Origin of the sequence: Streptomyces sp. MI02-7b, assembly GCF_033793585.1 — a bacterium.
In the GTDB taxonomy this organism is placed as follows: Bacteria; Actinomycetota; Actinomycetes; order Streptomycetales; family Streptomycetaceae; genus Actinacidiphila.
Genome location: NZ_JARAWX010000025.1, coordinates 21,969 through 33,911, shown reverse-complemented (window position 1 = coordinate 33,911; position 11,943 = coordinate 21,969). Strand labels below are relative to the sequence as shown.

At 71.2% G+C, this 11,943-nt stretch carries 12 protein-coding genes; 4 read left to right on the top strand and 8 right to left on the bottom strand.

The window, feature by feature from the left end; genetic code table 11:
- Window positions 1-131 precede the first annotated feature (131 nt).
- Window positions 132-1,001 carry a hypothetical protein gene (locus tag PV364_RS32230; protein ID WP_319664069.1) on the bottom strand — a complete coding sequence of 290 codons (870 nt, stop codon included), beginning with the start codon at window positions 999-1,001 and terminating at the stop codon, window positions 132-134.
- Between the two features lie 120 nt (window positions 1,002-1,121).
- Here PV364_RS32230 and PV364_RS32225 point away from each other — a divergent pair, with 120 nt between their 5' ends.
- Complete coding sequence (locus PV364_RS32225; protein WP_319664067.1) at window positions 1,122-1,625, top strand: N-acetyltransferase; 504 nt, start codon at window positions 1,122-1,124, stop codon at window positions 1,623-1,625.
- 306 nt (window positions 1,626-1,931) lie between these two features.
- Here the strand turns inward: PV364_RS32225 and PV364_RS32220 are convergent, their stop codons facing one another.
- Window positions 1,932-2,372 (bottom strand): VOC family protein, encoded by a 441-nt coding sequence (locus PV364_RS32220; RefSeq protein ID WP_319664066.1) that lies wholly within the window; start codon window positions 2,370-2,372, stop codon window positions 1,932-1,934.
- A gap of 652 nt (window positions 2,373-3,024) precedes the next feature.
- On the opposite strand from PV364_RS32220, the gene PV364_RS32215 reads away from it, so the two are divergent.
- Entirely contained in the window at window positions 3,025-4,977 is a 1,953-nt protein-coding gene (locus PV364_RS32215) for an Ig-like domain repeat protein (RefSeq protein ID WP_319664065.1), read from the top strand.
- A 255-nt stretch (window positions 4,978-5,232) separates the two neighbouring features.
- Here the strand turns inward: PV364_RS32215 and PV364_RS32210 are convergent, their stop codons facing one another.
- The 6 genes from PV364_RS32210 to PV364_RS32190 all read right to left on the bottom strand — a co-directional run bounded on the left by PV364_RS32210 (window position 5,233) and on the right by PV364_RS32190 (window position 9,629).
- Window positions 5,233-5,448: a superinfection immunity protein gene (locus PV364_RS32210; protein WP_319664063.1), complete on the bottom strand. Its 216-nt coding sequence runs from the start codon at window positions 5,446-5,448 to the stop codon at window positions 5,233-5,235.
- 70 nt (window positions 5,449-5,518) lie between these two features.
- Window positions 5,519-5,713: a transposase gene (locus PV364_RS41390; RefSeq protein ID WP_415924631.1), complete on the bottom strand. Its 195-nt coding sequence runs from the start codon at window positions 5,711-5,713 to the stop codon at window positions 5,519-5,521.
- A 118-nt stretch (window positions 5,714-5,831) separates the two neighbouring features.
- On the bottom strand, window positions 5,832-6,593 hold the full coding sequence (locus PV364_RS32205) for an anti-sigma factor (RefSeq protein WP_319664062.1): 762 nt from the start codon (window positions 6,591-6,593) through the stop codon (window positions 5,832-5,834).
- Window positions 6,590-7,177 (bottom strand): ECF RNA polymerase sigma factor SigK, encoded by a 588-nt coding sequence (gene sigK / locus PV364_RS32200; protein WP_319664061.1) that lies wholly within the window; start codon window positions 7,175-7,177, stop codon window positions 6,590-6,592. Before sigK ends, PV364_RS32205 begins: the two co-directional genes overlap by 4 nt.
- Before the next feature lie 107 nt (window positions 7,178-7,284).
- Entirely contained in the window at window positions 7,285-7,944 is a 660-nt protein-coding gene (locus tag PV364_RS32195; protein WP_319664060.1) for a fasciclin domain-containing protein, read from the bottom strand.
- Window positions 7,945-8,039: 95 nt separating this feature from the next.
- Window positions 8,040-9,629 (bottom strand): molybdopterin-dependent oxidoreductase, encoded by a 1,590-nt coding sequence (locus PV364_RS32190; RefSeq protein ID WP_319664059.1) that lies wholly within the window; start codon window positions 9,627-9,629, stop codon window positions 8,040-8,042.
- Between the two features lie 393 nt (window positions 9,630-10,022).
- Here PV364_RS32190 and PV364_RS32185 point away from each other — a divergent pair, with 393 nt between their 5' ends.
- Window positions 10,023-10,562, top strand: a complete 540-nt coding sequence (locus PV364_RS32185) for an ArsR/SmtB family transcription factor (RefSeq protein ID WP_319664058.1) — start codon at window positions 10,023-10,025, stop codon at window positions 10,560-10,562.
- Entirely contained in the window at window positions 10,559-11,845 is a 1,287-nt protein-coding gene (locus PV364_RS32180) for an MFS transporter (protein WP_319664057.1), read from the top strand. The genes PV364_RS32185 and PV364_RS32180 overlap by 4 nt, the downstream gene beginning before the upstream one ends.
- Window positions 11,846-11,943: the final 98 nt, after the last annotated feature.

The following is an 11,943-nucleotide window of genomic DNA, read 5'->3' as shown; positions in this document are numbered from 1 at the left end:
CCGTTGGTCCATGGCCGGACCCAAGATGCTTTGCGCTCCACACCACGGGATCGCAGTCGCTGGACCCCAGACCGGCGACGGAGAGCGAGCCGGCTTGGCGCGTCCCGCCGCCTGCGGCTCGTCCGCGGACGTCAGTCATCGTTGCCGGGACGGTAGCGGCTGCGCGGTGGCGGCGTGCCGGGCAGTGCGTCCTTGCGCCGTGGCGCGATGGCGCGTTCGGCGAGGTGCCGGGTGACCACCTGGGCCAGGATCCCCATGGCGGCTTGGGCCTCCAGGTGGTCAAGGGCGTCCACGCCGTCGCCCACCAGTGGGCTGTCGGTGGACATGGTGGTCCAGCCCGTTCCGTCGACAGCGAGGCTCACCGTGACGGTCTCGCCCGTCGGCACGGTCACCGTGAGCGTCACGGCGTCGGCGACGGCGTTCCGGCCGGAGTGCAGGATCGCGCGGCGCCGGAAGTCGGCTGAGGCCGCGAGGTCTTGAGGAGTGGCGAGCTCGGCCAGCGCGCGGTGGGCCTGATGGGACAGCTCCTGCCCCTGCCCGGCGAGGTCGGGCAAGGTGTCCTTCGGGTCCCAGCCCGGCCCCTGGTCCGCCGGCGGGTTCATCGCATCGGCGACGCCCTCCAAGGCCCGGGACGCGGCTCGGGCGGCACGCGTGAGCGGGTCGTCCGGAGCGTGGGCCCAGGCGGGCAGGGTGGCGGCGTCCGCCACGCGCGCGACCGCGCGGACGGATTCCGCGTTGAGCGGCGTGCCCTGACCCGTCAGCGGCCCGGTGGCGCCCTCGTCTCGTTTGCTCACGTCGATCCCCCGTGCGGTGAGGTCGGCGTAGACGGTGTCGCGTGAGACCCGGGCCGCCCGGGACAACTCGGCGACACTCCTGGTGCCCGTACGCCAAGCGCCGGCCATGAGATCGGCCCGGTCGGATGACAGCCGTTCCCTGCGGTCGGCCCAGCCGATGAGCGCGGACAGGGCCGTGATGCGTTCGGGTTCGGTGGACGTGGTCATGCGCTCAGACTATGTCGACTCACTCGACATGTCGAGTGAGTCGACATGATCGCAAGGCCTGGTGGTGCAGGGGGTAAATCCAGAGGAGCGGACGGCCGCGCGCTGCTACGGTCGGGCGCCATGAGCTGGCTCCCCGATGACTTCGTCCATCCCGTCCTGGTACCGCTGCCGGGCAGTGGTCATCACCTGCGGCCGATCCGGGAGGCGGACACCCCGCTCGACTATCCGGCTGTGATGGGTTCGCGCGAGCGGCTGTGGGCCATCTTCGGCCCAGCCTGGGGCTGGCCCGGGGCCACCATGACCTACGAGGCCGACCGAGCCGACCTGTTGCGGCACGAGAAGGAGATCGCCGCACACCAGTCCTTCAACTACGCGCTGTTCGACGCGGCGGAGACAGCTCTGCTCGGCTGCGTCTACATCGACCCACCGGAGAGGGCCGGCGCGGACGGCGAGATCTCCTGGTGGGTGGTGGACGAGCTGGTGGGCAGCAAGGTCGAGCAGGCCCTCGACGAGCTGGTGCCGCAGTGGATCGCCGCCGACTGGCCGTTCGAGCAGCCGCGCTTCCTCGGCCGCGAGATCTCCTGGTCGGACTGGCTCGCCCTGCCGGAGCACCCCGACGCGTAAGTAGCTTTTGGCGTAAAGCTCTGGGGACTTGGTGCCCGAGCGGTCGTTTCGATCGGGTGGTCGTCGGGTGCTCGGCGGGTGCGAGGAGGCCCCTGAACAGCTCGCTGGTGTCGAATCACCGAGCGTCAGGAGGCCCTGGCGTCGCCGTCTTGCGCACCGATGCCCGTGCAGTCCACCGCCGGTACTCGGGAGTGCGACTGTCCGGCTCACCGGTTCGGAAACGCTGCCGACGGTCGCCCGGGCCCGACGAGGCACCTTCTCTGCGGCGCCCGTGCCAATCCGGCGCAACTGGTGAAGCGAAGGGGCTCAGCGCAGTTGCTCGGCCAGTCCGACGATGATGCCCTCCGGGCCGCGGAGGTAGCAGAGCAGATAGCTGTCCTCGAACCGGGCGATCTCGCCGACGAGTTCGGCGCCGTGAGGGCGCAGGCGGGCCACGGTGTCCTCGATGTCGTCGACGGCGAACATGACGCGGTGCGTGCCCAGGATGTTGTGCGGCCGGTTGCGCGTTCCGGCGCTGATCGCCGCGGGGCTGCGGTACTTCGCCAGCTCGAGCCGGCTGTGACCGTCCGGGGTCCGGACCATCGCGATGTCACAGTGGACGCCGTCGAGGCCGGTGCACTGGTCGGCGAAGGGGCCCGCGACCTCAGCCCTGCCCTCCAGCTCCATACCGAGTTCCACGAAGAACGCGATGGCGGCATCCAGGTCCTCGACGACGATGCCGACGTTGTCCATCCGCTGAATCGCCATGCTGGTTTCTCCTTCGTCGTCGTACGGCCGGTGGTGGCCGCTGATGTTCCTGGGACGGAGCCGTTGGCACGTTCTCGACATCCGCAGACCGCCGAACTCCGTAAAGTCTGGATCGCGCCCCGGATGAGATGCATCCCGATGTACCGACCCGCCGCCAGCACGATGAGAATGGCGCCCGTGAAGTCCCACGCCGTGGTTGCCGCGCTGTGCGAGGTATGGATCAGAGCAAGCATGCTCAGTCGACCCGGCAGGAGGGGCCGGCACAGTGCATGTTGGCGCCCTCCTGTCGCCTCGGGTCGACAGCGCCGATCCATCGCGCTTGGCGTCCGTGGAGCACCGGGTCAGGCGGGATGCGCCGACGATTGCGCCAGGCGCTTCCGGCTCGTTCGTGCCCTTGTGCCCTCGTGCCCTCGTGACCCCGGACATCCCGGCCACGGGGCCGGCCCGTGTCCTGCGCGGCGCGGGCGCGGGGCGTTGCCTACCGGGAGCATGCGTGCCCCTGTCCTGGAGACGCCGTGGCGTTCAGGCGTTCGGCGGCGGATGTAGGTTGGTCCGGCGCCGAGCCCATCGGCCGCACCACCGCCGGAAAGCCGGCCGCTCATCCGCCAGCCTGGGGGAAACCAGCTTGCGTACCCGCCGTATCGCCGTGGCGATGGTTCTGTCCATCACACTCGGCTGCCTTTCGCTTCTCGGCGCCACGACGACACCGGCAGCCGCCGACAGCGTGCAGGCCCTGGCCGTGCCTTCCTTCGCCCGTATGGTTGTGGACGGCGTCCGCAAGCATGTCTTCATCAGCAGCAAGTCCGGCAACGAAGTCCTGGTCACCGACTACGACGGTACCGAGGTCGGCACCCTCACCGGTGAGGACGGCGCGTACGGCCTGGCGCTGGCCGCCGACTCGTCCACCCTGTACGTCGCCCTGTCGTCCGCGCACGCGATCGCGGCCGTCGACACCGCGACTCTCACCGAGACCGCCCGCTATGACACCGGCGCCGCGGCCCCGGTGTTCCTGGCGCTGGCCGGCGGCACGTTGTACTTCGGCTACGACAGCAACAGTGCCGGCAATCTGGGGTCCGTGGACATCGGCTCGGCGACCCCGACCGCCACTTTGGGCCTCGCCACCGGCGACTGGTCCGGCGCGCCACTGCTAGCCGCCTCGCCGACCGACCAGGACCTGCTGATCGCCGCAGAGTCGGGCGGCCAGCCGCCCACCCTGCGGGCCTTTGATCTCTCCTCCGGGACCCCGTCCGTGACTGTCGCCCGCCGCATCAAGGACTCGGGCGTTTCGCGCGACCTGGCCATCTCCGCCGACGGTACGCAGGTGGTCACGGCCGGGGAGGCGTACAAGACCTCCGACCTGACCGACGACGGACAGTACGCCAACGGCCCCGCGTGGGCGGTGGCCGTGGCCCCTGACGGCACCATCGCGGCGGGCCTGTACGCGGGGTACAGCCCCGACGTCTACCTCTTCCACCCGGGCACCGGCACGCAAAGCCCCCTCCGCAACTACGACTTCGGCGTCTTCGGCAACCCGGGTACCGCCACCGCGATGGCCCCGGCGGGCCTTGCCTGGGCACCGGACGGCAGCCGGCTTTTCGCGGTCACGGTGGACGTCTACGGCGCCGACCCGACGCTGCGTATCCTGGAGAGCGCCGACAAGTTCGACACCGCGCTCACCGTCAACGCCCCGGCCACCGCCCCGCGCGTCCAGCCGCTCACCCTCACCGGGAGGGTGACCTCGACCAGGTCCCTTCCCGCCGACGGCACCGTCTCGGTGATCCGCAGGGACACCGTCCACCCCGGCGGCAGGCCCATCGGCACCGCCACCATCGCCGCCGGCGGCGCTTACAGCTTCACCGACACTCCCCAGGCCGGCGGCAAGGTCACCTATACCGTCGCGTACCTCGGGGACGACGCGCACACGGGGAGCCGTACCAACGCCGTCGTCCAGGTCTCCCGCACGACCCCCTCGGTGAGCGTCAGGACCGACCACGCCACCTACGGCTGGGGCACCGCCGCCAAGGTCACCGCCCATCTCGGCGCGACCGGCACGAGCCGGGTGCTGTCGGTGTACGCCACGCCGGCCGGCGGCAGCAGGACACTGATCAAGTCCGGCAGGGTGAACGCCTCCGGAAACCTGACGGTCGACTACCCGCTGAAGCGGAACACCACGTTCACCGCCTCGTTCGACGGTGACGACGTCGCGGCGCCCAAAGCGGCGACGTCGAGAGTCGGCACCACGGTGAAGCTCGGCGAGGCGACCACTCATCACTACAGGACCGAGAAGCTCAGCGGTCAGACCTACTACGTCTTCCACAAGGCCACGAACGCGCTGCTGGGCACCACCATGACGGCCGCTACCGGCCGCAAGGCGTTCTACCAGGTCGAGTTCTACCACCAGGGCGCCTGGCACGGCACGGGCACGCGGTACGTCAAGCTCTCCGCGGCCGGCAAGGTCACCGTCACCTACGGCGGCGACCACGCCCGGAAGGTCGGCTACAAGCTGCGTTGGCGCTCCTCGTACATCATGGGCGCGGCCAACTCGGGCGACAGTCTGAACACCACGTCCCGCGGCGCCTGGAAGTACTTCACCTTCACCAAGTAGCCGACGAACGCGGCCCGGCCCCGGGCTACCTGCCAGGCGCGGAGCAGACCGTCGTGGTGCCCGGCGCCGCCCATACCGGGGGGGCACGCCGGTCGTTCGAGTGGGCGAGGGTGAACTGCGCGGCGGCTAGATGAAGGATCTCCAGCGCGGCCCACTCGGGGCCGGCGGGGTTCCGCGTGGCCGCGCTCGGGGACGGCAGCGCAGGGCCTGCGTCGTGGCGGACTCGCCGCAGTCCGGGCTGTGATGCCGTGAGAGTCAAGCGGCGACCTGCGTCGGAGCCTTGGGCTTCTTGGGCGTACGAGTGGCCATGTAGAGGGCCACGCCCCAGCCGATGATCGACGAACCGAGGAATACGTTGATGATGAGGATCAGCCACCGGTCCTTTGCTCCACGCGCAAACGCCATGTACGACGGCGCCATGTAGAGCACGACAACAGCGAGTATGAGCACGAACTCCAGCAGGTTCTTCACGGTACCCCCAGGGTTGATCTTCAACGACTCGCCGTATGCTACGCCGCTCCCCGAGAATGCCGGCGGCCTCTCACCGGGCGAAGTAGCTGTGGACGGTGTGGTTTGGCGGGAAAGTGCGGGGCATGTGGCGCCACGTGATGCCGCCCCGGTCGACGTGAAGGATGGCGTTGATCAGGGTGCGCGGGTCGCGGGCGGGTTTGCGGATGCCGGCGCGGGCCTGGCGCCAGGATTCCAGAGTGGTTGGGCAGGGTCGTGAGGGCCACATGGTGCCTGGGCACGTGACGCCGGTCGGCCGAGGCGGGGCGCGCATGCCGAGGTGTTCGGTGCAGGCACGTGGGTGGGTAACGCCGACTCGCGTGGCCCCGACCTCGTCGCTGTCCGGGTCACAGGCGCAGCAGGGCCAAGGGCGGGCTGGTGGGCTCGGGGGAGCCGTCATGGGGTTCGACGGTGATGCCGATGGCTTGGGCTCCTCGGAGGCTGCCGCTCAGCAGAACGGACCCGGGCGCCTTCTGCGGAGTGAGGAGGCCGGCTGGTCGCATGACCTCGTCTTGGGCGTACCAGAGCTGGTAGACCTGCCCGTTGGACAGCGCGGGCAGACCGGAGCAGAAGAAGGCGGTCTCGCCGCGGTCCGGGGACGCCACCACCGTGGCCGTGCCGCCGCCGCTGAGCGTGGCGGTGCGAATGACGGCCCGTGGGTCCGCCAGCACCGCGGCCAGGGAGGCCGTGTGCTGTTCGGCCCGGACGGCGCGGGCATGTTGCGCGTCGGCCGCGTGCCAGGAGGACAGGGCCGTGCCGCCGAGGATCGCGGAAGCGGCCACGCAGGCTGCCGCGGCGAGGTAGGGCATGCGCTGACGCCCCGGCCGACAGCGGTGCTGCCTCAGGCGCAACGCCCGGGCGTCGACGGTCGTCCACGGGGGAAGCTGCCTCACGGTGGGCAGGGCCGCCAGGACGCGGGCGTGCAGGGAGCGCGGTGGGATCTCGGCGACGGCCAAGGCCAGACGTGCCGCCGTTTCACGGAACTCCCGGACTTCAGTGGTGCAGGCGTCGCAATGCCGCAGGTGCGCCCGGAACTCACGCTCCTGCCGCTCGGGCAGGGCGCTGAGGGCGTAGGCGCCGGTCCGCGTGTGCAGGTCGCTGGTGGTCATGCGGTCACCCCCAGGCAGTCACGAAGGCGGATCAGGCCGTCACGCAGGCGGGTTTTCACCGTTCCCAGGGGTGCCCGTAGCAGGTGTGCGGTCTCCTGGAGGGTGTATCCGCGGTAGTAGGCCATGGTCACCGACTGCCGCTGAAGATCGGTGAGTTGGTCCAGACAGCGCCTGACCTGCTGGCGTTCCAGACGTCGTTCGACGTGTTCGGCGACGACGTCGAACGGCGTCTCATGATCGCGTACGGCAGCCTTGTGGTCCCGTTCCACGGTCTTCTGGACCGAGCGGATCCGGTCGACGGCCCGGCGGTGGGCGAGCATCATGACCCACGCCATGGCGCTGCCTTTGCCGGGGTCGTAGCGCGACGCGGAGCGCCAGACCTCGATGAGGACCTCCTGGGCGACCTCCTCGGACTGCGCGGCATCGCGCAGCAGCGAACGGACCAGGCCCAGGACGGCCCCCGCGGTGGCGGTGTAGAGGGTCTCGAAGGCTTCATGATCACCGTTCGCGATGCGGTCCAGCAGCTTCTCCAGGGCTCCCTGACCGGGGGCTGCCGCGTCCTCACCGTGTGCCGCGACATGCATGACGACCTCCAAACGTGCGACGGACTCTTTGGGATGGGGCAGGTGATCCCGTGACGCGACGTGACCTGCCCGGGCCCGCCCCGAAGCGGGCCCGGACAGGGCTTCGACTACTTCGGCATGAGGACGGTGTCGACGATGTAGACGGTGGCGTTGGAGGTGGTGACGTTGCCGCAGACCACGTGGGAGGAGTCGTTGACCGTGTAGTCCTCGCCGGAGCCGGCCGTGGTGAGCTTGCCCTTCTCCAGCGTGGCGAAGGAGCCGTTCTCCAGCTGTGCCGGCGTCAGACGCTGCCCCACCACGTGGTAGGTGAGGATCTTGGTCAGGGTGGCCTTGTCGTTCAGCACCTTGTCGAGGTCGGCCTTCGGGATCTTCGCGAAGGCGTCGTTCGTGGGGGCGAACACCGTGATGTTCTGGGCGCTGTTGAGGGTGTCCACCAGGCCGGCCTTCTTCACCGCGGCCACCAGCGTGGACAGGGCCGGGTTGTTCGACGCCGCTGTCGCCACCGGGTCCTGGGCCATCCCGTCGAAGCTGCCGGCACCGTCCTTCGGTACCGCCGAACACGCCGCACCGAACGGCTTGTCCATCGCCATGGCATCCCCGGGGTCCTGGCCCGTGGAACCGCTGCCGGCCGGGCTGGACACCGCCGTCGTGGACGAGGCGTCGGAATCCTTGTCCTTGCTGTCGCCGCCGCACGCGGTCAGCGCGAGGGGCAGGACCGCGGCAGCGGACACCGCGAGGGCGATACGGCGGAAGCGCAGGGTGTTCATCTGGGAATCTCCTTGATTGTTCTGAGAGGGAAGGCGGGCTCCGGGAGCCACCGCCTCGTGGTGCACGGCTTATGGGGTGGCGACGGTGAGCGGCATCAGTCCACGGTGATCACCACCGAGTGCCGGCCGGTCGCGCCGTCGGGGATGGTCCGGGCACGCAGGGCGGTCTGCACGGCTCCCGTGCCGTCGGTGGCCCGCGTGGTCAGGGTGTGCGGCCCGGGGGCGGCCTCCCAGGACAGGGACCACTGCCGCCAGGTGTCGGTGGTGGCCTGGGAGGCGAGGTCGGCGTCCCGCCATGGGCCGTCGTCGACGCGCATCTCGACGCGCTCGATGCCCCGGTGCTGCGCCCATGCGACGCCCGCGACGACGACGGTCCCCGCTGCGGGGCGGGCGAACGGCTTGGGCGTGTCGATGCGGGACTGCGTCTTGATCGGGGCGCGGCGTGCCCACTTCCGCTTCACCCAGTACGGGTCGTAGGCGTCGAAGGTGGTCAGCTCGAGGTCCTCGATCCACTTGCAGGCCGAGACGTAGCCGTACAGGCCGGGGACGACCATGCGGACCGGGAAGCCGTGCTCCAACGGCAGGGGCTCGCCGTTCATGCCGACCGCGAGCAGCGCGTCGCGCCCGTCCATGACCTCCTCGACGGGTGTCCCGATCGTCATGCCGTCCACGGAGCGGGAGACGAGCTGGTCCGCCGGGCCGCCCTGGGAGGGCGGCCGTACGCCGGCCTCGCGCAGCAGGTCGGCGAGGCGCACGCCCAGCCAGCGGGCGTTCCCCGCGTACGGGCCGCCGACCTCGTTGGAGACGCAGGTCAAGGTGATGTCCCGCTCGACCAGTTCACGGCGCAGCAGGTCCTGGAAGCCGAGGTCCAGCGGGCGGGTGACACCGCGTCCGTGGACGCGCAGCCGCCACCGTGTCGCGTCGATCGCCGGGACCACGAGAGCGGTGTCCACCCGGTAGAAGTCGGCGGTGGGCGTGACGAAGGGGCTGATCCCGGGCACCCGCAGGGCGGCACCGCGCGGCAGCGGTCGCGCGGGGGACCCCGGCAGCGGCAGCCGGACGGCCGCGCGGGATGCCACCGCCTGATCACCGGCGGAGGAGGCGAGCGCACGTCCCAATGCGCCGGCCGTTGCCGACGATGCGGCAGCCGAGGCGGCGGCCAGCAGGAAGCGGCGGCGGTCGCGGACCGAAGCCGATTCGGATTCGGCGACGGGCCCGCCGACCCAGGTCAGGCGCCCGACCAGGATCCACAGCAGGGCCGCGCCGACCAGCGCGCCCGCCAGGGACGGCAGCGCGTCGAGGACCCCGGCGGAGTCCGGCCTGCTCAGCGCCGCCGTCGCCCCCACCACGCCGAAGGCGAGCACTCCGGCCGCCCCGGTGCGCCGGTGCCGCAGGGCCAGTTGACCCAGCCCGACGGCCAGCAGACCGAGCACGACGAGAATGCCGAGTTGCAGCACCAACTTGTCGTTCGTGCCGAACGCACGGATCGCCCAGTCCTTCACGGCCGCCGGTGTCCGGTCGATCGCCGCACCGCCCACCGCGACCACCGGGCCGGCCTGCGGGCGCAGCGCCCCCGCCGCCAACTCCGCTGCCGCCAGGGCGGCGCCGGCGGCGAGCAGTCCGGACAGCGCGCCCAGGGCGCTGCGTGTCAGTTGCCGCGTGCTCAAGATCCTCACACAGGTCATTCGTCGCGCTCCCGGTGCGGGATTGGTGGCTCACCCGAACGAGTGGCTGGGGCCGGATCGGCGCATACGACTTCACTGGTGGGGCATACGCGAGCGCCTGCGATCCACGGGCGGGGGAGCGCAGGCGTGCCCAGGAGGCCGTGGCGAACGGCCGGTTGCGGGCCTCAGGGGGGGGCGTTCGACAGCCCTGGTCTACTCCACGAGCCGTGAGTGCCGCCGTGCACACAGGCGTTGCCGTACTCCGGTTCGACGGGCCGAGCACCGTGACGGTAGTGCCGCACAGGTCGACAGGAGCCCGCTGCGGCACCGCGCACGCCGCCGTCCGCGGGCCGATTCTGGACGTCCGCGCGCATCCCCTTGCGCAATGGTCAAGAATCGTTGACCATTGCTCGCATGCCTACCGACGATCTACCCGAGACGTTCCACGTCACCACTGACGAGCAGTTGCGCGCCGTCTCCAATCTCACGCGTCACCGGATCATGGCCGTCCTCCGCTTCGAGCCCGCGACGATCACGCAGATCGCCGAGCGAGTGGGCCTGGCGAAGGGGAGTTCCAGCTACCACGTACGGCTCCTGGAGCGGGCCGGCCTGGTGAAGGTGGTACGGACGCGGAAGGTCCGGGGGGTCACCGAGCGGTACTACGCGATGGCCGCACGCTCGATCGAGCTGCCGGACCCGGGCGAGGGAGGGCCGGACGTGCTGATACGGCACGCGGTGGCGGACCTGGAGGCGGCGCCGGCGGATGCCGAACGGCATGTGCGGATGGCGCATCTTCGGCTCACCGAGGAGCAGTTCGCGGAACTGGGGGCGCGGCTGCAGGCACTGGCGGACGAGTACCGGGAGCTGTCCGATCCGTCGCTGCCGGATGCGTCACTCGTCTTCGCACTGTTCCACCCGGCGTCGCGCGAGCGGGCCGAAGGGGGTGCCAAGTGACGTCGGGCCTCGAGAAGTTGCCGTCCGGCTTCGGACGGCTGTGGACCGCACAGACGGTGTCCTCGCTCGGTGACGGGGTCACGCATGCCGCACTGCCGCTGCTCGCCTTGACGTTGACGCGCGATCCGATGGCCCTCGCCGTCGTCACGGCCGCCGGAACGTTACCGTGGCTGCTCTTCGGGGTGCTCGGCGGTGCACTGGTGGACCGCTGGGACCGCCGGCGCACGATGTGGGTCACGGACGCGGCGCGTGCGGTGCTCCTCGCCGCACCGGCGGCAGCGGCAGCGCTCGACGTGCTGAGCATTCCCCTGCTCGCGGCCGTCGCCTTCCTCCTCGGCCTCGGCGGACTCTTCTTCGACACGGCCGCCACGGCCTACCTGCCGGATCTGCTCGGCCGCGACCCCGCGTCCCTGGAGCGCGCCAACTCCCGCCTGCGCGGCACCCAGACCGCCGCGTCCGGCTTCGCCGGGCCACCCGCGGGCAGTGCCCTGCTCACGCTCGGGCGGGCTGTCCCGCTGCTCGCCGACGCGGTCTCGTTCGCGCTCTCCGCACTGCTCGTACGGTCACTGCCGGCCGCACCCCGGCCCGCACCGCAGGCCCGTGAGTCGCTGCTGCGGCAGGCGCGGGCGGGTGCCTCGTACGTATTCAGGGATCGGCTGCTGCTCGGGCTCGCGCTGCGTCCGGCGGTCGGGAACATCGCCTTCCTCGCCGTGGAGACCGTACTCGCCCTCTTCGCGCACGACCGCCTCGGCATCGACACCTACGGCTTCGGCCTGCTCCTCACGGCGGAGGCCACCGGCGGTCTGCTCGGCGCGGGCATCGCCTCCTTCCTCGGCCGGCGACTCGGCACCGGCGCCGCGCTGACCTGCACGGCCGCAGTCGAGGGACTCGCCATCGCGGGCCTGGCCGCCGCCCCGAACCCGTACGTCGCCGGCCTCGCGCTCGCCGTATGCGGAGCGGGCATGGGCGCCACGATGGTGCTCGCGCCCTCCCTCCGACAGGCGATCGTCCCCGCCCACCTCATGGGCCGGGTCGCCTCCACCTCCCGCATGCTCGCCATGTGCGCCGCCCCGTTCGGCGCCTTCCTCGGCGGCTGGCTGGCCACCACCTACGACGTACGCACCCCCCTCTACACCGCCGCCGGCCTCCTCCTCACCATGACCGCCATCACCGCGACCATGACCAGCAACCGCCGGGTCGAGGCGGCGCTGCGCGCCGCCGCCCCCGTCGATGAACCAGATCACCCGGAATCCCGGGACTCCGTTCCCGAGCGGGCGCTTTAGGGCTCCGCGAGGTCGTCGAGCCACTGCCGAGACCGGCCCGGCGTTTCCCCGCCCCGGCGCCTGGAGCGCCGGGCGCCCGCCTGCTCGGCAGACGTACG

Coding starts and splice junctions, on each gene's coding strand:
- PV364_RS32195 (WP_319664060.1), bottom strand. CDS start 7,944: ATGAACACCCTGCGCTTCCGCCGTATCGCCCTCGCGGTGTCCGCTGCC.
- sigK (WP_319664061.1), bottom strand. CDS start 7,177: ATGCATGTCGCGGCACACGGTGAGGACGCGGCAGCCCCCGGTCAGGGA.
- PV364_RS32205 (WP_319664062.1), bottom strand. CDS start 6,593: ATGACCACCAGCGACCTGCACACGCGGACCGGCGCCTACGCCCTCAGC.
- PV364_RS32220 (WP_319664066.1), bottom strand. CDS start 2,372: ATGGCGATTCAGCGGATGGACAACGTCGGCATCGTCGTCGAGGACCTG.
- PV364_RS32225 (WP_319664067.1), top strand. CDS start 1,122: ATGAGCTGGCTCCCCGATGACTTCGTCCATCCCGTCCTGGTACCGCTG.
- PV364_RS32230 (WP_319664069.1), bottom strand. CDS start 1,001: ATGACCACGTCCACCGAACCCGAACGCATCACGGCCCTGTCCGCGCTC.
- PV364_RS41390 (WP_415924631.1), bottom strand. CDS start 5,713: ATGTGGCCCTCACGACCCTGCCCAACCACTCTGGAATCCTGGCGCCAG.
- PV364_RS32185 (WP_319664058.1), top strand. CDS start 10,023: ATGCCTACCGACGATCTACCCGAGACGTTCCACGTCACCACTGACGAG.
- PV364_RS32215 (WP_319664065.1), top strand. CDS start 3,025: ATGGTTCTGTCCATCACACTCGGCTGCCTTTCGCTTCTCGGCGCCACG.
- PV364_RS32190 (WP_319664059.1), bottom strand. CDS start 9,629: ATGACCTGTGTGAGGATCTTGAGCACGCGGCAACTGACACGCAGCGCC.